Annotated in this window: 17 protein-coding genes, 1 tRNA gene and 3 pseudogenes; 15 read left to right on the forward strand and 6 right to left on the reverse strand. The window is 39.8% G+C overall.

The annotated features are described in order from the left end of the window. The first annotated feature begins 1 nt into the window (after position 1). The 5 genes from coaD to B0184_RS05875 all read left to right on the forward strand — a co-directional run bounded on the left by coaD (position 2) and on the right by B0184_RS05875 (position 2,954). Positions 2-487 carry a pantetheine-phosphate adenylyltransferase gene (coaD, locus tag B0184_RS05855; protein WP_005707947.1) on the forward strand — a complete coding sequence of 162 codons (486 nt, stop codon included), beginning with the start codon at positions 2-4 and terminating at the stop codon, positions 485-487. 2 nt (positions 488-489) lie between these two features. Further along, positions 490-1,038, forward strand: coding sequence for an oligoribonuclease (gene orn / locus B0184_RS05860; RefSeq protein ID WP_005707973.1), 549 nt, complete (start codon positions 490-492; stop codon positions 1,036-1,038). Between the two features lie 114 nt (positions 1,039-1,152). After that, positions 1,153-1,228, forward strand: a tRNA-Gly gene (locus B0184_RS05865). Between the two features lie 66 nt (positions 1,229-1,294). After that, the gene (gene tsaE, locus B0184_RS05870) at positions 1,295-1,795 is read left to right on the forward strand and encodes a tRNA (adenosine(37)-N6)-threonylcarbamoyltransferase complex ATPase subunit type 1 TsaE (RefSeq protein ID WP_005707955.1); all 501 of its coding nucleotides are present in this window, start codon (positions 1,295-1,297) and stop codon (positions 1,793-1,795) included. Positions 1,796-1,835: 40 nt separating this feature from the next. Then, the gene (locus tag B0184_RS05875) at positions 1,836-2,954 is read left to right on the forward strand and encodes an N-acetylmuramoyl-L-alanine amidase (RefSeq protein WP_005707957.1); all 1,119 of its coding nucleotides are present in this window, start codon (positions 1,836-1,838) and stop codon (positions 2,952-2,954) included. A gap of 48 nt (positions 2,955-3,002) precedes the next feature. Here B0184_RS05875 and queA read toward each other — a convergent pair whose 3' ends face one another. From queA to B0184_RS05890, 3 genes are all read right to left on the reverse strand, one after another. Further along, positions 3,003-4,088 carry a tRNA preQ1(34) S-adenosylmethionine ribosyltransferase-isomerase QueA gene (gene queA, locus B0184_RS05880; protein WP_005707958.1) on the reverse strand — a complete coding sequence of 362 codons (1,086 nt, stop codon included), beginning with the start codon at positions 4,086-4,088 and terminating at the stop codon, positions 3,003-3,005. 143 nt (positions 4,089-4,231) lie between these two features. Beyond that, positions 4,232-5,284, reverse strand: coding sequence for an AI-2E family transporter (locus tag B0184_RS05885; protein ID WP_005707961.1), 1,053 nt, complete (start codon positions 5,282-5,284; stop codon positions 4,232-4,234). Between the two features lie 3 nt (positions 5,285-5,287). Further along, positions 5,288-6,043, reverse strand: a complete 756-nt coding sequence (locus B0184_RS05890; RefSeq protein WP_005707953.1) for a class I SAM-dependent methyltransferase — start codon at positions 6,041-6,043, stop codon at positions 5,288-5,290. Between the two features lie 577 nt (positions 6,044-6,620). Here B0184_RS05890 and B0184_RS05900 point away from each other — a divergent pair. The 5 genes and pseudogenes from B0184_RS05900 to B0184_RS05920 all read left to right on the forward strand — a co-directional run. Further along, positions 6,621-6,743 carry an integrase core domain-containing protein gene (locus B0184_RS05900; protein ID WP_244165761.1) on the forward strand — a complete coding sequence of 41 codons (123 nt, stop codon included), beginning with the start codon at positions 6,621-6,623 and terminating at the stop codon, positions 6,741-6,743. 188 nt (positions 6,744-6,931) lie between these two features. Beyond that, positions 6,932-7,249, forward strand: a complete 318-nt coding sequence (locus tag B0184_RS05905) for a hypothetical protein (RefSeq protein ID WP_005708695.1) — start codon at positions 6,932-6,934, stop codon at positions 7,247-7,249. A 13-nt stretch (positions 7,250-7,262) separates the two neighbouring features. Next, the gene (locus B0184_RS10660; protein ID WP_005708798.1) at positions 7,263-8,126 is read left to right on the forward strand and encodes a hypothetical protein; all 864 of its coding nucleotides are present in this window, start codon (positions 7,263-7,265) and stop codon (positions 8,124-8,126) included. Positions 8,127-8,780: 654 nt separating this feature from the next. Continuing rightward, positions 8,781-9,062: pseudogene (locus B0184_RS10820) on the forward strand (hypothetical protein); the annotation flags it as partial. Positions 9,063-9,539: 477 nt separating this feature from the next. Next, positions 9,540-9,972, forward strand: a pseudogene (locus B0184_RS05920) (hypothetical protein); the annotation flags it as partial. A gap of 63 nt (positions 9,973-10,035) precedes the next feature. Here B0184_RS05920 and B0184_RS05925 read toward each other — a convergent pair. From B0184_RS05925 to B0184_RS05935, 3 genes and pseudogenes are all read right to left on the reverse strand, one after another. Beyond that, positions 10,036-10,650: pseudogene (locus B0184_RS05925) on the reverse strand (LpxL/LpxP family acyltransferase); the annotation flags it as partial. Positions 10,651-10,793: 143 nt separating this feature from the next. Beyond that, positions 10,794-11,285 (reverse strand): acetolactate synthase small subunit, encoded by a 492-nt coding sequence (gene ilvN, locus B0184_RS05930; protein ID WP_005708858.1) that lies wholly within the window; start codon positions 11,283-11,285, stop codon positions 10,794-10,796. Continuing rightward, the gene (locus tag B0184_RS05935) at positions 11,278-12,999 is read right to left on the reverse strand and encodes an acetolactate synthase 3 large subunit (RefSeq protein WP_005708749.1); all 1,722 of its coding nucleotides are present in this window, start codon (positions 12,997-12,999) and stop codon (positions 11,278-11,280) included. Before B0184_RS05935 ends, ilvN begins: the two co-directional genes overlap by 8 nt. A gap of 393 nt (positions 13,000-13,392) precedes the next feature. On the opposite strand from B0184_RS05935, the gene B0184_RS05940 reads away from it, so the two are divergent. The 5 genes from B0184_RS05940 (at position 13,393) to B0184_RS05960 (ending at position 19,984) form a co-directional block, all read left to right on the forward strand. Next, on the forward strand, positions 13,393-15,297 hold the full coding sequence (locus tag B0184_RS05940) for an FTR1 family iron permease (RefSeq protein WP_005708765.1): 1,905 nt from the start codon (positions 13,393-13,395) through the stop codon (positions 15,295-15,297). A gap of 101 nt (positions 15,298-15,398) precedes the next feature. Continuing rightward, entirely contained in the window at positions 15,399-15,920 is a 522-nt protein-coding gene (locus B0184_RS05945; RefSeq protein WP_005708869.1) for an iron transporter, read from the forward strand. Positions 15,921-16,060: 140 nt separating this feature from the next. Beyond that, positions 16,061-17,473 (forward strand): Fe-S-containing protein, encoded by a 1,413-nt coding sequence (locus tag B0184_RS05950; protein WP_005708745.1) that lies wholly within the window; start codon positions 16,061-16,063, stop codon positions 17,471-17,473. Continuing rightward, entirely contained in the window at positions 17,473-18,831 is a 1,359-nt protein-coding gene (locus tag B0184_RS05955) for an ABC transporter permease (RefSeq protein WP_005708757.1), read from the forward strand. The genes B0184_RS05950 and B0184_RS05955 overlap by 1 nt, the downstream gene beginning before the upstream one ends. Next, the gene (locus tag B0184_RS05960; protein ID WP_005708705.1) at positions 18,818-19,984 is read left to right on the forward strand and encodes an ABC transporter permease; all 1,167 of its coding nucleotides are present in this window, start codon (positions 18,818-18,820) and stop codon (positions 19,982-19,984) included. Before B0184_RS05955 ends, B0184_RS05960 begins: the two co-directional genes overlap by 14 nt. The last annotated feature ends 46 nt before the right edge of the window (positions 19,985-20,030 follow it).

A 20,030-nucleotide genomic window follows, 5' to 3' on the forward strand; every position in this document is an offset into this window, starting at 1 on the left:
GATGAAAAATATTGTAATTTACGCAGGAACATTCGACCCGATTACTAATGGGCATTTAGATATTATCCGCCGTGCCGCGAGCTTGTTCGATAAAGTCATTGTGGCAGTGGCGAAAAATTCTAGCAAACAGCCAATGTTTTCACTTGAAGAACGCACAGCGTTAGTTGAGCAAAGTTGCCAAGTGTTAGCTAATGTACAAGCGGTCAGTTTTTCTGGATTGCTTGCAGATTTTGCTAAACAACACCAAGCAACCGCCTTAGTGCGCGGTATTCGCGGTAGCGATGATTTGGAATATGAAATTCAGCTTGCTCAATTAAATGATAAATTAGCTCACGGACTAGAAACGATTTTCTTGCCTCCTTCGGTGGAATGGCGTTATCTCTCTTCAACCATGGTGAGAGAAATTCATAAACATCATGGTGACATTCAGCCTTTTGTGCCCGGTTGTGTGATGGATTTATTAAAAAATAGAACAGAAAAGGAATAAAAATGAGCCAAGATAAACAAAATTTAATCTGGATTGACCTTGAAATGACAGGCTTAGATCCTGAAAAAGAACGTATTATTGAAATTGCGACCATTGTGACCGATAAAGATCTCAATATTTTAGCGGAAGGTCCTGTTCTTGCAGTGAAACAATCTGATGAACTACTTGGTAAAATGAGCGATTGGTGTGTGAAAACGCATACCGAAAATGGCTTAATTAAACGAGTGAAAGCGAGTAAGCTGACGGAGCGTGCTGCGGAGCTTCAAACGATAGATTTTCTAAAAAAATGGGTGCCAAAAGGTGCTTCGCCAATCTGTGGTAACAGCATTGCGCAAGACAAACGTTTTTTATACAAATATATGCCCGATTTAGCGGATTATTTTCATTACCGCCATTTAGATGTGAGTACGCTAAAAGAGTTAGTTCGCCGTTGGAAACCTGAAATTTTAGAACAGTTTAAAAAACAAAATACCCATTTAGCTTTAGATGATATTAAAGAGTCGATTAACGAACTAAAATTTTATCGCGAGCATTTTATCAAACTTGATTAAATTTCTTTTGAATTGATATATTTTTCTTCATTTGCGACATTTTTTAAAAATTTTGCTTGTGAGGTACTGAGAAATTTGTATAATGTCCCCATTCAATTCTGAATGACCTCAAATGCGGGAATAGCTCAGTTGGTAGAGCACGACCTTGCCAAGGTCGGGGTCGCGAGTTCGAGCCTCGTTTCCCGCTCCATTTTTTCTTCAAATTTCTTCATATCAATTTACTTTTAGTTTTTATTTTAAATAAACTATTTTTGCTATGACAGAACCTAATGCTTTTTATCTTCCTTACGAAGAAGCCTTATTACAATTCGGGCAACAATTTGCTACTGCAATTCAAGATTACTTAACGCAACATATAGGTGAAGGCGTAGTGATTTATTTGAATGGCGATTTAGGTGCTGGGAAAACCACGCTGACTCGCAGTATCGTTCGTCAGTTTGGTCATCAAGGTAACGTGAAAAGCCCAACTTATACCTTAGTGGAAGAGTATCAACTTTCGCCTATTTCTGTGTATCACTTTGATTTATATCGCTTAGCCGATCCCGAAGAGCTAGAGTTTATGGGCATTCGAGACTATTTCCGACCGCAAACATTGTGTTTGCTAGAATGGGCATCAAAAGGCGAAGGGATGATTCCAGAGGCAGATATTCTGGTGCAAATTGATTATGCTGAAGAGGGCAGAAATCTGCACTTATATCCAAAATCTGAAAAAGGCATCCAAATCACCTCATTTTTGCACAAAATCACAGAAATTTAACCGCTTGTAATTTGTAATATTTGTAAAATAAAGGAATGATATGAATAAGTTTATCCGTTGCTTAACAATCGCATTATTCGGTCTGTTAAGTGTAAATAGTTATGCGAAGACAGTTGTGGCAATTGATGCTGGACACGGCGGGAAAGATCCCGGCGCCATTGGTAAAAAGCTTGGTATTAAAGAGAAAAATGTTACTCTTGCGATCGCCAAAGACTTAAAAGCTTTGCTTGATGCTGACCCGAATTTCAAAGCGGTTATGACACGTAAAACCGATACTTTTGTACAATTACCTGAGCGAACAGAAATTGCCCGTAAAAATCGTGCAAATTATCTGGTTTCAATTCATGCCGACTCCTCGCCTCGCTCTGATGATATGAAAGGCGCTTCCGTTTGGGTGCTTTCTAACCGTCGAGCTAACGATGAAATGGGTTTATGGTTAGAAGAGAGTGAAAAAAAGTCAGAACTGTTGGGTGGTGCAGGACGAATTTTGGCACACAATAACGAACGTTATTTGAACCAAACAGTGCTAGATTTGCAATTTTCACACGCACAACGCACGGGATACGCATTAGGTTCAAATGTGATTGGGAAAATGGCAATAATTACCTCATTAGCAAAATCGCAACCACAACACGCAAGTTTAAGCGTGCTCCGTTCGCCAGATATTACATCAGTGCTAGTTGAAACGGGCTTTTTATCTAACGCCGTTGAAGAACAAAAGCTCTCAACAGCGACTTATCGCAAACAGATTGCAAAAGCAATTTATGATGGATTAGTCTCTTACCGCAAGCAAAATGGAAGGCTTTCTGATAATAAAACCATTGCTGAAAAAGAGCCTAAAGAAAAAGCATCTAAAGAAGAGAAAAAAGTAGACAATGAAACAGATGCTAAGCAAGCGATCAGAAATAACGAAAAATCAGCAAAAAGTACTGAGACTAAAGTAGATAACCTTAAAGGAAAAGAAAAAACAAACGAGAGCAAAAAAGAAGATTCCTCACGTAAAATCCAAAAATCAAATAATGGTTATCACGTCGTTCAACAAGATGAAACGCTCTATTCTATTGCTCGAACTTACAACACAACGCCAGAAAAACTTAGCAAATTGAACGACATTAAAAATAATAAGATTGTTGTAGGTAAAAAATTAAAAGTAGAGTAGGGATAATTAGGCATATAGGATAAATTTCTTATATGCCAGCTTTGAATCCTATGGCACATCCTTCAATGCATTCGGATTTTTCTCAATAAACATGGCATCGCCATAGCTAAAGAAACGATATTTTTCTGCTACTGCGTGAGCATAGGCGTTCATTGTGGTGCGATAGCCAGCGAATGCAGAAACTAACATAATGAGCGTAGATTCTGGCAAATGGAAGTTGGTTACTAACGCATCGGCAACTTTGAATGTTTTACCTGGGTAGATAAAAATCGAAGTGTCTGAAAAGAATGGTTCGATTAAATGTTCAGGATTTTTGACCGCTTGTGCTGCACTTTCAATGGAGCGTACGGAGGTTGTGCCCACGGCGATAACACGTTTGCCATTCGCTTTAGTTTGTAAGATTTGATCGACGACATCTTGCGACACTTCCGCATATTCTGCGTGCATTTTATGATCTAAAATATTTTCCACACGAACAGGTTGGAACGTCCCCGCTCCAACGTGAAGCGTGACAAAAGCGGTATTTACGCCTTTCTCTTTTAATTTCGCTAATAAATTTTGGTCGAAATGTAATCCCGCAGTTGGTGCTGCTACCGCACCTAATACTTTGCTATAAACAGTTTGGTAACGCTCTTGGTCAGCATCTTCATCTGGTCGGTCGATATATGGTGGCAAAGGCATATGTCCTGCTTGTTGTAGCAAGTTAAAAAGCGATTCTTCGCCTTCAAATTGTAATTCAAAGAGAGTGTCGTGACGCTCGGTCATTGTTGCCGTTAAGCCATTACCTTCACCTAGTTTATCTTCACCAAACACTAATACCGTGCCTTCTTTTGGTGCTTTAGACGCCCGCACGTGAGCTAAACAGCGATGTTCATCTAATACGCGCTCAAGTAAAGCCTCAACCTTTCCACCACTTAATTTTCGACCGTAAAGACGAGCAGGGATTACACGAGTATTGTTAAAAACAAGCAAATCACCTTCGTTTAAATGTTCGAGCAAATCGGTGAAGTGTTGATCAGCAAATTCGCCCGTATTGCCGTTTAAATAGAGTAGTCGACTGGCGGTACGCTCTTTGGTTGGGTAGCGAGCGATGAGCTCAGAGGGTAAATCGAACTGGAAATCGGAAACTAACATATTGTCCTTCTTTAGTAAAAATAAGGGAAATTAGACCGCTTAATTTGATTGCAAGGGAAGAGTGGATTCCTCCGCTTATCAAATAAAACAGGACAGGAATAAACCCTGCCCCTACGTTAAATAAAACGTATTTGGTCTAAAAATTAACTTTCTTCTCTAGAAGCAAACGCATTAAATACGGCTTTGACTAAGGTTGCTAATGGAATTGCAAAAAACACGCCCCAGAACCCCCATAATCCGCCAAAAATAAGGACGGCAATAATGATGGTTAATGGGTGTAAATTCACTGCCTCAGAGAATAAAAATGGAACGACTAAATTACCGTCTAATAATTGGCTAATGACAAATGCCAAAATTAAGTAGTAGAACTCAGGTGATAAACCGAACTGCATCAGAGCAATCAAGGCAATTGGAATCGTCGCAAGTACCGCACCAATGTAAGGCACTAGCACGGAAAGTCCAACGATGACTGAGAGCAAGAGCGGATAGCGTAAATCAAAGAAGATCAAAATGATATAAGTAATCACGCCAACAATCGCGATTTCTAAACATTTTCCGCGAATATAATTCGCGATTTGCTCTTGCATTTCCACCCAAACACGGGTTGCCAAACGGCGGTTTTTCGGCAATAAATTTGCAAGCGAATTTAAAAAGAGGGATTTATCTTTCAGCAAGAAAAACACCATTAACGGCACGAGAAATGCATAAATGCCTAAGCCAACCAAGTTAATCAGCGAGTTCACTGAAATGGAAAGCAACGATTCGCCGTAGCCCAAAATTTTTGCTCTCACCGAGCTAACCACGCTATCCAACATAGAATAATCAATCAGCTCAGGGTAGTGTTCTGGCAAGGTTTGCACCCATTCGCTCAAGAGGTTGAGCATATTGGGTAAATCGCGAATAAAATTGACTGCTTGATTCCATAAACTTGGCAGCATAACCACCAATAAAAATGAAACAAGCGAGAGCGCCGAACCAAGTACAATAACGACACTTAATGTTCTTGGCATAAAGCGCTCAAGCAAGCGGATTGGCACTTCTAGCAAATAAGCCAGAACAATCGCAATCAGCAAAGGCATAATGAGATTGCTGAAAAAATAGATGATCCCAAAGCCAATCAGCAAAATCCCTGCAAGTGCGGCAATTTGAGGATCATTAAATTTTTGGCGATACCATGTTTGTATTTGTTCTAACATAGGCTATTTTTGGCTACATACCGCAATGAATCCCATTTTTTTCTCTGGGTCATTAAAAGTTTTGAACATCTTAGTAAAGGTTTCGCGGTTTTCTGGTTTAAGTGCATTGCTGATAATTTTCATTGCACCAAGCACGCCTTCATCGGTAATCAACCCTTTTGGTGAAAGCAGAGACATTTCGCCCGAGTAAGTATCTACATTACGGAAACCACAACGGTGGAAAAGCTCTTTCCAGCCCTCTTTTTTTAGTGGTGTGACGGTAATGTGAATTGCATCACGCAGATCAGCGATTACGCTTTCTGCATCATCAGTATTTAGCATCACATCGTGGGTGAGCAATAAACCATTTGGTTTAAGCACACGGAGATATTCGCGAATTGCTTTTTCTTTCGCTTCAATCGGCAACATTGTCAGCATTGCTTCGTTGATTACAATATCAAAGCTGTTATCTTCAAAGGGAAGTTTGGTGGCATTCGCACGTTGTACTTGCACCAATTCTTCCACACTATTTTCTTTGATGTTTGCACGTGCTTTTTCTAAGGCTTCTTCGTCTAAGTCAATGCCCGTAATATGGCAACCATACTCTTTGGCAAGCTGAATTGCGGTTGTGCCCATATTACATGCCACTTCGAGTACTTTTTTCTCTTTGTTGAAATCGCCATTTGCGATAAGCCAATCAGTTGCGACTTTACCGCCTGGACGTAAACGGGTTTTGCCTAAGCGAGCAAGGAAATTGTGTCCTACTTCTTCTTTTTTCATAAATACCTCGAGCTTTGCCAATGTGTAAAATTTGATAGAAAAACGACCGCTTAAAACGATGTAATCCAGTCGGGATTATACAAAAAAATTTAGGGTTCTTATAGTGTAAAGATTGGAATTAGCAAAAATCATTTCGCATTTTCCTCTCACCCCTTGTGGGAGAGACAAGCGATGGATTCGTTCAGAATCCGAAGCCAGAGAGAGGGGATGAATACGAAGGTTAATAGTGATTTTACAAAAAAGCGGTCGATTTTGACCGCTTCCTGATCTGTACCCCAAAATCTGGACTCTTACTTTGAGATGCAGATTATGTTCTATTCTTATCAATTTCGTTTGAAAAAGAATTTCAGGTTGGGCAAGAAAAGCTTTATTTTTCACCGTTGATGGACTTGGCTAACCGAGAAATTATTGCCTATAACTTTGCAACATGCCCGAAGTTTTCATTGGTAAAAAAGATGTTAGAACAAGGGCTTAGTAGGATTAAACCGGCAGAAGCCCGATTATTCATAGCGACCAAGGCATATTGTATGGCACGGCGGAATGGGGAAAGATGTTGGAAGGTAAAGCTGTTCAAAGTATGAGACGCCGAGGAAATTGCTACGATAATGCGGTGATTGAAAGTTTTTTTGCAATATTAAAATCAGAGTGTTTTTACTCACGGAGCTATCATTCAATCGCTGAATTACAGGCTGAAATTTAAGAATATATAGGTAGAACTCGTTGAGTTAGTCGCATAATAGAGCAATTAACCCAAGGTATGATTGACTTTGTAACTCATTGTTTTAAAGTTATTTTATCCAAAGAAGTATACTTCTTTTAGTTGGTATTGACATACCAACTAAACAAACACTGATAAAAATATTTTTAATAATGGTATTGGAGAAGATTATGCCAAAAATTGAATTATCAAGTAAATGGTCTTGTGATGGACGTGAGTTAAAACCTAAATTAGGAGCAACTTCACAAAATACTTGGATATATGATGGTCGTTATCTAAAACCTAAATTTTCTGCAACATCAAAAAATACTTGGGTATATGACGGACGTGAATTAAAACCTCAGTTCTCAGCTAATTCACAAAATAGTTGGGTAATTGAAGGGAATAAAATTAAACCTCAATTTAGTTCAAATTCGACTAATACTTATGAGTTTAACGGGCACTCAATTTTAGTTGCTTTTGGTCAAGTTGTTTTAAAACTTTGGTAAGAGAGAGGTTGTTATGTCTAAAAAAATCAGAAGTTGTGCAATTTATAAAGATTTAATTATCGAATCTGCTGAAGATTATGCCGTTACTATCAGATGCCGTGACAGAAAAACACGAAACATGTTAAGAGAAATTTCTGAAGATCTTGGTTTTGAATATTCTGATGAGTGGAATACTCGTTATTTTGGTCATAGATTAATTAATTTCATCAACGGAATTGATACCCGTAAAGAAACGACAAAATTAGCAGAGGATAAATTCCCAGAAGGACTTATCAATGATACAGATACTACTGGGAATATTTCTAATGAAGATTGGGAGTGGTGGTGCAGTTTATCTTATGTAATGAAGTGTGTTCTATTATGGAATCTTAAAGATAAATTCCTTGAAGCTGATCGTAACTTAATTCCTGAATTGGATACTGAAAATAGAGATATTTCTATTTCAGTTGATCTTAACGATAGAAATACAGCTATTAGCTACTATGTAGGTAAATATTTAACTGGTCAGTATGATTCAGAACGAAAATATAATCAAGGAACGCTTACTTCTCTTATTATTCCGCAGGTTTATGATGTAGAAGATGATTTCGACAAGTTATCACATATTAAGCAATTGTCATCATTGTCACTTAGAGATAAAGGTATAATGGTTCAAGGATATGTAACATCAATGATTGCGAGCATTCCTCAATTAGAAGAATTAGATCTTTCTGGTAATGATCTATTTTTATATTCATTAGAATCACTTAATGATATTAAAAACCTTAAAAAACTCTATTTAGAGAAAGTGAAAATTGCATTCACAGAGGATTACCTCAGTTCAGATGAACTAAATGTGGTTAAGGAATTGCTGCCAAATTGCGAGATTATTGCATAGTAAAGTATTATTACGTGGCATATGAATTTTATGAAACTATATAAAATAGTAAATTAAATATTTATGCTGCATGTTTGTGTAGTTAATTATAGCCTATATAAACTTTAAATATTAATTATATATAGGCTATTTTTTTGTCTAATAAATTGGAGTTGGTTTATGATTAAAAATATTAGAAATTTTGCAGTTTATAATGAGTTACGTATAGAATTAGGCGACAAAGATGTTAAAGTAATATATCGTGATACGGTTAAAATATTACGCGAAATTCTTGATAGATTGGGTATTGTCTATGGGAAAATGGAAAGTCCTCAATGTTTGAGTTACCGACTTATTTCCCATATAAATGGAAACTCTAATTTTTCAAAGGGCGCTGATGGCTATGCTGAGTATGATGAGTTTTTAATTGAAAAAGTCAGTGGACATGTAACGGTGATGCATCGTAATCTCAAGTCTATATTAGACGAAATAGCAAAATCAGTTGGTTTTGAATTCGAAAATGAGAAAAACAGCAATGATTTTAACGAAGCTCTAATAAACTTTATTAATGCTCAAAAAATTGGAAAGATAAGCCAAATGTCAGAAGATGAGATTGCTGACAATGAGTTTATTTCTGATGCAGATTGGGATTGGTGGTGCCATTTATCTGATACAATGAAGTATATATTAATACATGATCTTCCTAATCAAGAAGAGGAGATTGGCATCATAGAGTTTTACGATGAAAATGATTTTGATACAGAAGCAGATATATATGATCGAGATACTTTTGGAATCTTATTAGGAGAATATGTAACAGGATTATATTTGTTAGATGATACTTTTATAGAGCCAGTGCTTGATAATATAAATATCCCTAACAATGTTTATGAGATTGATGATTTGGAGCCTTTAGTCTATTTAAATAATTATATTTTATCTATCTCATTTAGAGATTGGAACGGCATGATTAACCAGGTTATGTTTAATTCAATTGTTAAATTTAATAAGTTAGAAAGTTTAGATCTTTCCTATAATCGAATAAATATTGATGAGTTGTATAAACTAACTAAATTAAACCATTTGAAACAGCTTTATCTAAGACGAGTGATGGAGTTTACTGATGAACTTATTAATTTTAATGAGAGTGAGCTTTCTAACTTAAAGGAAAAGTTACCTCATTGCGAAATTCTGATGTAAAAATTTTAAGTGTCACTAATTAGATAGTGTTTGATATTTATTTTATAAATTGGAGAAAATGTGGAAAAGTCTTTACCTCCTAAACCAAGTATTTCAGAAGTTAATAAATATCTAAATGAATGGAAAAATCTTGAAGGTTATACTTCACAAGAAGAGGCATTAAATAAACTTTTTCTAGAATTATTACCTGGAAATTCTGAAATAGCTGATATTTTATTAAAGGCATCATGTTTAAATGATTTTTATAGCACAAGAATATTTGATATTTATCCTGTGGCAAAACATATTTTAAGTGTTAAAGAGCTAGATAAACGTTTAAAGGCTGGTGATATCAAATTAGTTTGTGAATTAGGAAACGTAAAGATTGGTGATAACAAGAGGTATTTTTATTCTTTTGCGACTAAATATTGTAGTCATCATAATCCAATTTATTTTCCAATTTATGATAGCTATGTGGAGAAAGTTCTCGTTTATTTTAATAAAGTAGATAAATTTTCATCTTTTAGAACAAAAGATTTAAAAGATTACAGAAAATTTAAAGGGATTTTATTAGATTTTCAAAGATATTATAAATTAGAGAGATTCTATTTAAAAGAGATTGACCAGATATCTCTGGTTATTAGGTAAGGAGTTTTTTCTAAAAAATAATAACCTATTCTTAATATAAAATAAAAGGCTAGATTCTTTATAGTATCTAGCCTTTTCAGATTTTTTTAGTAGACCATCTTTTTTACAAATATAAACTCGGCTCATATTCAGTTGGACGGGTTTTAAATCGGCGGTGTAACCACATGTATTGTTCCACACCTTTTAAGATTTCTTTTTCCACGACTTTATTCATTCGTGCAGCAATCGCGGTTTCATCTGAAAGATCAGAAAAATCCACTGGTGGAGAAATACTGACCGTATAGCCTAAGCCGTCTTTATTACGCAATGGGGCAAAAGGCACAACTTTGCAATTTGGTGCGGATTTAAGCAGATAATAACTCCCTGTCGTGGTTGCCACTTCTTGTACAGCAAAGAAAGGCACGAATACGACATTTTTTCTGTCGTAGTCATGATCAGGGGCATACCAAATGGTTTCACCTTTGCGTAAAGCTTTGAACATTCCACGTAGATCTTTTCGGTTCAGCATATATTTATTTGAACGTAAGCGATCTTTAATTTGTAACCAATCGAGTACTGGATTGTCATTTGGACGATAAACACCTATTCCAGGATGATGTAAGCCCACAATAGGCGCGCCTAACTCAAGAGTGAGGAAATGAACACCCACAAAGATAATGCCGTCTTGAGCATTTTCTTTTAAATAATTTAAGCCTTCAACTTTTGACCATTTTTTAATACAACCAAAAAACGAATTAAACTTGCTTTCAAAGGATTGAGCCCAGTGCAATACCGAGCTTAATATTTAAGTTAACTAACCTGTCCCCCCTTTTGGGGGGCAGAACATCCTCCTCTCCTGCTAGGGATAAGGGTAAATTAACATTACAAACAATTATTCTCACCGCGAGAGAGGCTAATAATCCCTGAACGCACGATTTCAATAATAGTTGTTTCTGCTTTTACCGCTTCAATAAAGGCGTTAAGTTTTTCGCTCGTGCCTGTTAATTGGATGGTATAAAGTTTTGGAGCGATGTCCACGATTTGACCACGGAAAATATCAGTCATTCGTTTTAATTCATCGCGAACAGAGCCTGTTGCACGCACTTTTAATAGCAACACTTCACGTTCTACGTGTTCGCACGCACTGAGGTTCATCACTTTAAACACATCGATAAGTTTGTGCAGTTGTTTTTCGATCTGCTCTAAAATTTTCTCGTCACCGTTTGCTACAATAGTCATACGCGACAGACTTTCATCGTCAGTTGGTGCAACGGTTAAACTTTCGATATTAAAGCCACGTTGCGAGAAAAGGGCAACCACGCGAGATAAAGCACCTGATTCATTTTCAAGTAAGACTGATAATGTTCTACGCATCTGTACGCTCCGTTTTGCTTAAAATCATTTCATTCATTGCGCCGCCACGAATTTGCATTGGGTAAACGTGTTCGGTTTCATCTACACGCACATCAATAAAGACTAATTTATCTTTAATTGCAAAGGCTTGTGCGAGTTTTTCTTCTAATTCACTTGGGTGATCGATGGTAATGCCCACGTGTCCGTAAGCTTCCGCCAATTTAGCGAAATCTGGCAATGAGTTCATATACACTTGTGAGTGACGACCTTGATAAATAATATCTTGCCACTGCTTTACCATCCCCAAGAAGCGATTGTTGAGGCTTACGATAACTACTGGCGTATCATACTGTTTTGCCGTGGAGAGCTCTTGAATGTTCATTTGGATTGAGCCATCGCCCGTAACACAAACTACTGTTGCTTCAGGGTGTGCAAATTTCACGCCAATAGCAGCAGGCAAACCAAAACCCATTGTGCCCGCACCACCTGAGTTGATCCAACGGCGTGGCTTATCAAAGCCGTAATGGAGAGCTGCAAACATTTGGTGCTGACCTACATCGGATGCCACATAAGCATCACCATTGGTTAGTTTATGGATTAAGCGGATCACTTGTTGCGGTTTAATCACCTCTGAACTCTCTTCAAATTTCAAGCAATCTTTTGCTTTCCATTCGTCGATTTGTTTCCACCAAGCGGTCAAATCTGCCTGATTTTTTGCCAAATTCTCATCTTCAAGCAAGCTTAAAAATTCATCTAACACATTCTTCGCTGAGCCTACGATTGGAATGTAAGCCTGAACGGTTTTTGAAATGGAAGCTGGGTCAATATCTACGTGAATCACTTTCGCATTCGGGCAATATTTCGCCAAGTTTGCGGTGGTACGGTCATCAAAACGTACGCCGAGACCCAAAATCAAATCGCTTTCGTGCATCGCATTGTTTGCTTCATAAGTACCGTGCATTCCAAGCATACCAAGAAATTGGCGGTCTGAACTTGGATAAGCGCCTAAGCCCATCAATGAACTGGCTACAGGCAAGTTGAGTTTCTTCGCAAAATCAACAAGCTCGTTGCTACATTCTGCTGAAATCACGCCACCGCCCACGTAAAGTACAGGTTTTTTTGCCACCATCAAGGCTTTTAATGCACGTTTGATTTGCCCTTTGTGTCCTTGCACCGTCGGGTTGTAAGAACGCAATGCCATTTCTTTCGGGTATTCATAAGCAAATTTATTGGCTGGGTTTACCATATCTTTAGGAATATCGATCACCACAGGACCAGGGCGACCCGTTGAAGCAATATAGAATGCTTTTTTGATCGTTTCAGGAATTTCTTGAGGATCTTTAATCATAAAGCTATGTTTAACCACAGGGCGAGAAATGCCTATCATATCGCACTCTTGGAACGCATCTGAACCGATTAACGAAGAAGGCACTTGACCTGTGATAATCACAAGCGGCACAGAATCCGTATAAGCAGTCAAAATCCCTGTAATCGCATTGGTTGCACCAGGGCCTGAAGTCACCAACACACAACCCACTTTACCCGTTGAGCGAGCATAACCATCTGCCATATGCACCGCACCTTGTTCGTGACGCACTAACACGTGGTTAAGGCTGGATTGATGAATTGCATCATAAATATCTAACACGGATCCTCCTGGATAGCCGAAAACGTATTCCACGCCTTCATCTAACAAGGATTGCACCACCATTTCTGCACCAGAAAGTTTTTTCATTAAATCCTCCAACTTCTTATAGTATTGTGAACGTTATTCACAACTCAAATATACGATGAAATTGGCAACATTGTGCAAGAGTTTCTCGCGTTTGTCTAGCAGTCAAGTTTTACTAAAAACAGCATAAAATTTTTAAAATTGGCTAAGTTTGGATTTTTATAAGAATAATTTTGAAATTAATCGCTTGCTTAGCATATCCATCCAGATTTTATAAAATATAAAGCGTTAAATTTTTTTATGATGAATGAAAGGGAAAATAAAGAATTGTGAAAGGGGAGTATGTTTTGATGAGATAGAGTAAATTTTCATAAAATACCTTTAATCTCCCCTTGCTCTTTCCTAAGAGAAGAGGATAATAGCCAACTAAGAATTAGTTTTATTTGGAAGTGATCTATGCATCATTTTATTCGCTACATTATTTTTTCTCTCATTTTGGGATTATCTCAACCTCTTTTCGCCCAAGACAACTACCAACAATGGGTATCCGACATCACTAATCGTCTCAACAATACCGAGCAACTGCTCAAAGAGAACAAAATTGAAGATGCCAAAACCGAAGTGCAAATGGCGTATTTTGAGGTATTTGAAAATTTAGAAGGTCCGATTCGCATTAACTTTTCGGCTCAAAAAAGTTACCAAATGGAAGCCACTTTTGGTGAAATTCGCAAAATGATTGGCGAAGGCAAACCGATGAGCGAAATTCAAGCAAAGCTCGAAGGGCTAAAAAAGGAATTGCAGGAAGTGTTGCCTTCTTTGATTGAAGGACACCAACTCAACGCCGATGGGCAGCACGGGGTTTACGATAACGCAGAAATCAAACCTTACTGGCAACAAAGCTTCAAAACTATTGATAATTTAGTTGCTCAAGCTATCACTTACTACGAAAACGGTGATTTTGCCAACGCGAAAAAATCCTTCCAACAAGCGCAATACGACGGCTACAAAAATTCTGAAATGGAAATGTCGGTGCGAACCAACCGTTCATCTGAAATTTCATCTGCCATCAATCAACAGTTCTACAATTTGATCCGTCTAAGCGAACAGTCTGGTCAAATGACGGAAATCGCCTACCAAAGCACGCAACTGTTGCAAGACATTGAAGAACAGTTGCCAAATTTACCCACCACACGTGAAGAGCAAAACGTGCAAGCGGTGCAATCTGGTACGCAGACTGTAAATGACGCAGCCGATCAAGACTGGGCGAAAGTCAGCGCAGAAATTAATCAACGCATTCAACAAGCTATTGATTTATACAATCAAGGCGATGCGAAAAAAGCGATGCTTTTCGTTCAAGATACCTATTTTGACGTGTTCGAAAATTCGGGAATGGAAAACAAAGTTGGCTCGCGTGATAGCAATTTCAAAGCCGAACTCGAAAGCTATTTTACCCGCTTAGTCAGCCTAATGAAAGCAGGGCAAGGCGATAAATTGCAAGATCAAGCGGTCGGTTTAAGCCAAAATCTTGCAAAAGCCGTTGATATGCTGCAAGGTGGCGAACAAAGCGACTGGTCAATGTTCCTTTATAGCCTACTCATTATTTTACGTGAAGGCTTGGAAGCCTTGCTTATCGTGGCAGCAATCGTGGCTTATATGGTGAAAAACAATCATCACGACAAATTGCCTGTCATTCGCCAATCGGTTTACGTGGCGTTGTCTGCCAGCGTGGTGACTGCGTTTATCTTCCAACTGATTTTTGAAAATTCAGGGCAAAACCGCGAGTTGCTTGAAGGTTTCACGATGATCATCGCCGTGTTTATGCTGTTTAGTATGAGCTACTGGCTACTCTCCAAAGTGGAAGCTCAAAACTGGAAACGCTACCTTGAAGGGAAACTTTCTACAGCACTCACCGCAGGTTCGCTATTTGGCTTATGGCTTACCAGCTTCCTTGCCGTCTATCGCGAAGGGGCGGAAACCGTATTGTTCTACTATGCCTTAGTGGGTGATGCGAAAAGCTCGGCCAGTTTATTTTATCTTTTCGCAGGCTTCATCACAGGGGCGGTTCTACTCGCGATTTGCTACTTCATTATGCGTTATGGCGTGGTAAAATTGCCGCTCAAACCGTTCTTTATGTTCACAGGTTCGTTTATGTATTTAATGGCGTTTGTATTTGCAGGTAAATCCGTGCTTGAGCTTATTGAAGGAAAATTATTTGAACCAACATTAGTCAACGGCGTGCCAGAAATTTCGTGGCTTGGTATTTACCCTTACGTCGAAACCCTTGTACCACAAGTGATTTTAATCATCGCCGCAATTTTTGCGTTGTTTGTGATGAAATATCAAAGCAAAAAAGCTGCATAACGTAGGGTGGGCATTTCTGCCCACCATTAACACCGTGTTGATTTTTATCGGTGGGCAAGAATGCTCACCCTACATTTAAAACCACTCTCAGGAGAGAAACTATGAAAAAAGTACTTTTTGCTACAACATTACTGGCTGGAATGTTTGCTGCTTCATCTGCGAACGCTTTCCAAGAATATCCAATAGGTGAAGCTGTGACGATGAACGAACTCGAAATCGCTGCAGTTTACTTAAAACCAATCGATATGGAACCACGTGGAATGGGTTTACCAGCAGCGAAATCTGACATTCACTTAGAAGCCGACATCCACGCTGTAAAAGGTAATAAAAACGGTTTCGGCGAAGGCGAATGGATGCCATACTTAACTATCAACTATACTTTAGTGAACGCTGACACAGGTGCGAAACAAGAGGGTACCTTTATGCCGATGGTAGCAGGCGATGGCCCACACTATGGCGCGAACGTGAAAATGATGGGCGTGGGTAACTACAAATTAACTTACCACATCGACCCACCATCAAAAGCAGGTATGCACCGCCACACCGATGAAGAAACTGGCGTAGGTCGCTGGTGGAAACCGTTTGATGTGAGTTATGAGTTTAAATTTACAGGTTTGAAATAACCTTTAGACCGTGGGTAAGTATACCCACGGTTAAGCATAGTTATTCCCCTTTGGGAAACCAGCAATATCTACCCCAAAGGGGTAGAATTATGCTTAACCTAGGGTAACTTGTTACCCTAGGCGTTTACAAACAGTATTCTATGACCTACTTCTTCATCTTCCTACTCCAATCCTTATTGCCAATTTCGCTTTTACTCGGGGCTTCGTGGGCAATCAAAAAAGGCACGATGTTCCCTAAAACACTGATCTGGCTCAGTCTATTCGGCTTGGCTTGTGGCGTTATCTTGCGGTTAAATCTGCCGAACGGACAAGTGCAGAACCTGATTCTTACCCTTGGTTTTTTAATCGCATTTTTTCTTTTTGCGATCTGCCAATGGCTTCTATCTGCAAAACTTGCGGGCTTTTGGCAATTTGCGTTAATGCTCATCGCAGGCGCAACGTGGGCGAAAGATCCAAATATCACCGCACTTAGTAACACCGATGTCATTAACACCGATTTTATTTTGAACCTAAGTGCGGTCATTTCTGGGATGATTTTCTGCTTTGCAGCTTCGGCTTGGCTTTATTTTTTACTTAAACAGCAACAAAAAACACAAGGCAAATCCACCGTACTTTTAGCCTTGATCTTTTTGCTTTTTATCGCCTTAATTCTACCGCTTGTGGCTGAATTATTACTCACGCTGATGAAACTACAGCTTATCGAACTCACCAAACTACGACTCAGTTTTGTCGCAAAATCGGGCGAAATCACCGTATGGCTGAATACGATTTGTGTGGTTTTAATGGCGATAATTTTGGCTATCTTTACTATTCAAACCCATGTTAAACGCCTAAAACACACCAATACAGAAATCGATCCAATTGAAAAACGAAAAAAACTCGCCTTGGTGCAGATTTCCAAACGCTTAATCGGCTGGGGCGTTTTCGGGCTTTTATTGGTAGGCGTAAGTCAGCTCTATTGGGAAAAAGTAGCATCACAACCACCGCAGCTTTCCGAAGCTATGCCTGTGCAGCTTAACGAAAAAGATGAAGTGCATTTAGCCCTTGAACCGCTCAAAGATGGTAAGTTGCACCGTTTCGTATGGATTGCAGATGACGGCAAAGCGGTGCGATTTTTCATCATCAACCGTCAACCCAATAAAGTGAGTATGGCGGCGGTGTTTGATGCCTGCCTACTCTGTGGCGACCAAGGTTACGTGATGCAAGGCAACCAAGTGGTGTGCGTGGGCTGTGGCGTGCATATGTTTATTCCGTCCATCGGCAAACCGGGTGGCTGCAACCCTGTGCCGATTGAAGATTGGCAGCAAACCGACAGCGAAATCATTATTTCTCGCAAAAGTTTGGAAGATGGCTTGAATTTGTTCAGCACCATCGTGGAAATTGATGTGCAAGATCCGATTAGTGGCACGAAACTCAAAAATACTAAAACGGAGTTCAAATATAGCCACGAAGGGCACACTTATTTCTTCGAGAACGAAAAAAATCTCGATCAATTCCGTGACGACCCTGAAAAATATCTTGGCGGCAAAGAGAACGAGAATAAGGGGGAATAATGCTGGCGAGAATGTTATTTCAATCTTGGCGGTTCGGCTTAAAACGCAAATTGCTTGCCATTATCACGATTTTCTTAGCAGCAGGCTTGGTCTCTGCGCTCCTTGCAGTTTCAATTGATATTGGCGACAAAATGGCGAAAGAGCTGAAATCTTACGGGGCGAATATTTTAGTCGAGCCTGCCAGCAATGCAGCTTTACCTGATGAATTGAGCCACAGTAGTTCACTTTCCAGCCAAGATTTTCTGGATGAAAAAGAACTGCCGAATATCAAAGATATTTTCTGGCGAAACAATATTGTTGGCTTCGCTCCGTTGCTTTCTGCCAATGTGCAAGCGGTTAGATTCACGGACTATTCTGCAAATTCACCTAAAAAATCGACCGCTCTTTTAGAGAAAACTATTAACGTGTTGGGTACGTTTTTCGATCACCAAATCGCCATTCCCGATGAAGATGATTACCATACAGGGCAGCGCATTATCAGCCCATTCTGGAAAGTGAATGGCGAATGGGTGGATGACTTCAGGGGTGAGTTTGGCGAGTTCATCCCTGCCTTGGCAGGTGAACAACTTGCTAAGGCGAACGGCTGGCAAATTGGCGATAAATTAACGCTCAGTTACACCAATGAAAATAATGAAACGCAGAAAAGATCTGTGGAAATCAAAGGAATGTTAAGCACAGGCGGCTCGGAAGATAATCAACTCGTGATGCCATTAAACCCTGTACAAACCTTGCTCGGTTTAGAAGGCAAAGTGCAATCCGTTCGTGTTTCTGCGCTCACCGTGCCTGAAAACGATCTTTCTCGTAAAGCACGTGTTAATACGGATGCCTTAGATGCGGAAGAATATGACCGCTGGTATTGCACGGCTTATGTGTCGTCCATTTCGCACCAGTTGGAAGAAGCGATTTCAGGGGCAATTGTCCGCCCGATTTGGCAAGTTGCGGCATCTGAAGGCGTAGTGATTGGCAAAATCCAACTCTTGCTTGCGGTGGTGACTGTGGCTGCGTTAATCGCCGCAGCAATGGGGATCGCATCGTTGATGAGTGCAGGCATTATCGAGCGTTCTAAAGAGATTGGCTTGATGAAAGCACTTGGTGCTTATCAGTGGCAAATCACGCTGCTGTTTTATTGCGAAGCGGTGCTCAGTGCGTTGGTTGGTGGCGTGCTTGGCTGTATTGCTGGCTGGGGCTTGGCGAAATTTATCGGTGCAGCATTGTTCGGTGCACCACTGGATTTCGCTTGGATTGTTGTACCTTGCGTGTTGGTGCTTTCAATGTTGATTGCCGTGATTGGCACCTGGTTTCCTGCTCATAAAATCGCAAAACTTTACCCTGTGGAGGTGCTCTATGGTAGAGCATAAAAAAGCAGACAATAAAGTAGCAAATAGCAGTATGTTTTGGCGATTGATTTTCCGTGCTCTACGCCTTCGATTGCAACGCGTGTTGATTATTTTTACCGCACTCACCGTGGGGGCGAGCATCGTGACGGCGATGGCAGCAGTTTACTTCGACATCAACACCAAAATGAGCCAAGAACTCCGGACCTTCGGGGCTAATTTCTATATTGGTTCAGCCAACGGCGGAATGATCAACGAAACTGAACTCAACGCCATTTTGCAAAATGCACCAAACGACTTAGTGACCGCATCCAGCCCTTATCTTTACGGCGTGGCACGCAGTGATTTGGAAAAAATTGTACTGATGGGCGTGAATTTCGATGCGATGCGAACCCTTGCCCCTTATTGGCAAATCACAGGCTCGGCAATCAACGTGAACTTTGATGACCGCAATGCAATGATCGGCAAAACCCTTGCCGAACGGTTGCATTTAAAAGTGGGCGATAGCATTCGGCTTTCCAAAAATGCCGTCGAAAAACACAGCTTTACCATCAAAGCTATTGTGGAAGCGGGCGATGTTACCGACAATATGTTGCTAGTCAATCTCGCCTTTGTCCAAAATTGGCTGGAAAAAGAAGGCTTGGCGAATAATGCGTTGCTGAACGTGAAAAATGAGCAAGGAGCAAACCAAGCGGAGCAATTCGCCGAACAAATTATGCAACAAAACCCCGATTTAACCGCTCGCCCAATCCGTAAAGTCTCCGCTTCCGAAGGGCAGATTTTGGATAAAATCAAAGGCTTGATGGGCTTGATTTCGCTGGTTATTTTGGTGCTTGCTACCCTTTGCGTTAATACCACGCTGATTGCAATTGTGGGCGAACGTGCCAAAGAGTTCGCGCTTCAAAAAGCCTTGGGGGCGAAAAAATCGGACATTATCCACCAAATTAGCACCGAGATTTTCATCATTGCAAGCGGTGCGATTATTACTGGGCTTTGCTTAGGCTATCTGATTGCTCAAGTGCTAGGCTTAATGGTGTTTAAATCCTACATTGATATGCGCTTGCCTGTGCTACCGATTACGATTGTATTGTCGTTATTGGTAGCTTTCGTGGCGGTGATTATCCCAACGCGCAGAGCGTTGAATATTAATGTGGCGAATGTTTTAAAAGGTGAGTAGGGGGAAATGGAACATTTCACGCATGTATTCGTTTTATGCATGCGTG

The organism is Haemophilus paraphrohaemolyticus, from assembly GCF_002015045.1.
Classification (GTDB): Bacteria; Pseudomonadota; Gammaproteobacteria; order Enterobacterales; family Pasteurellaceae; genus Haemophilus_A; species Haemophilus_A paraphrohaemolyticus.

Coding starts and splice junctions, on each gene's coding strand:
- B0184_RS05960 (WP_005708705.1), top strand. CDS start 18,818: ATGGTAGAGCATAAAAAAGCAGACAATAAAGTAGCAAATAGCAGTATG.
- B0184_RS05905 (WP_005708695.1), top strand. CDS start 6,932: ATGCCAAAAATTGAATTATCAAGTAAATGGTCTTGTGATGGACGTGAG.
- B0184_RS05875 (WP_005707957.1), top strand. CDS start 1,836: ATGAATAAGTTTATCCGTTGCTTAACAATCGCATTATTCGGTCTGTTA.
- B0184_RS05900 (WP_244165761.1), top strand. CDS start 6,621: ATGAGACGCCGAGGAAATTGCTACGATAATGCGGTGATTGAAAGTTTT.
- orn (WP_005707973.1), top strand. CDS start 490: ATGAGCCAAGATAAACAAAATTTAATCTGGATTGACCTTGAAATGACA.
- tsaE (WP_005707955.1), top strand. CDS start 1,295: ATGACAGAACCTAATGCTTTTTATCTTCCTTACGAAGAAGCCTTATTA.
- B0184_RS05950 (WP_005708745.1), top strand. CDS start 16,061: ATGACCTACTTCTTCATCTTCCTACTCCAATCCTTATTGCCAATTTCG.
- coaD (WP_005707947.1), top strand. CDS start 2: ATGAAAAATATTGTAATTTACGCAGGAACATTCGACCCGATTACTAAT.
- B0184_RS05890 (WP_005707953.1), bottom strand. CDS start 6,043: ATGAAAAAAGAAGAAGTAGGACACAATTTCCTTGCTCGCTTAGGCAAA.
- B0184_RS10660 (WP_005708798.1), top strand. CDS start 7,263: ATGTCTAAAAAAATCAGAAGTTGTGCAATTTATAAAGATTTAATTATC.
- B0184_RS05935 (WP_005708749.1), bottom strand. CDS start 12,999: ATGAAAAAACTTTCTGGTGCAGAAATGGTGGTGCAATCCTTGTTAGAT.
- queA (WP_005707958.1), bottom strand. CDS start 4,088: ATGTTAGTTTCCGATTTCCAGTTCGATTTACCCTCTGAGCTCATCGCT.
- B0184_RS05940 (WP_005708765.1), top strand. CDS start 13,393: ATGCATCATTTTATTCGCTACATTATTTTTTCTCTCATTTTGGGATTA.
- B0184_RS05945 (WP_005708869.1), top strand. CDS start 15,399: ATGAAAAAAGTACTTTTTGCTACAACATTACTGGCTGGAATGTTTGCT.
- B0184_RS05885 (WP_005707961.1), bottom strand. CDS start 5,284: ATGTTAGAACAAATACAAACATGGTATCGCCAAAAATTTAATGATCCT.
- B0184_RS05955 (WP_005708757.1), top strand. CDS start 17,473: ATGCTGGCGAGAATGTTATTTCAATCTTGGCGGTTCGGCTTAAAACGC.
- ilvN (WP_005708858.1), bottom strand. CDS start 11,285: ATGCGTAGAACATTATCAGTCTTACTTGAAAATGAATCAGGTGCTTTA.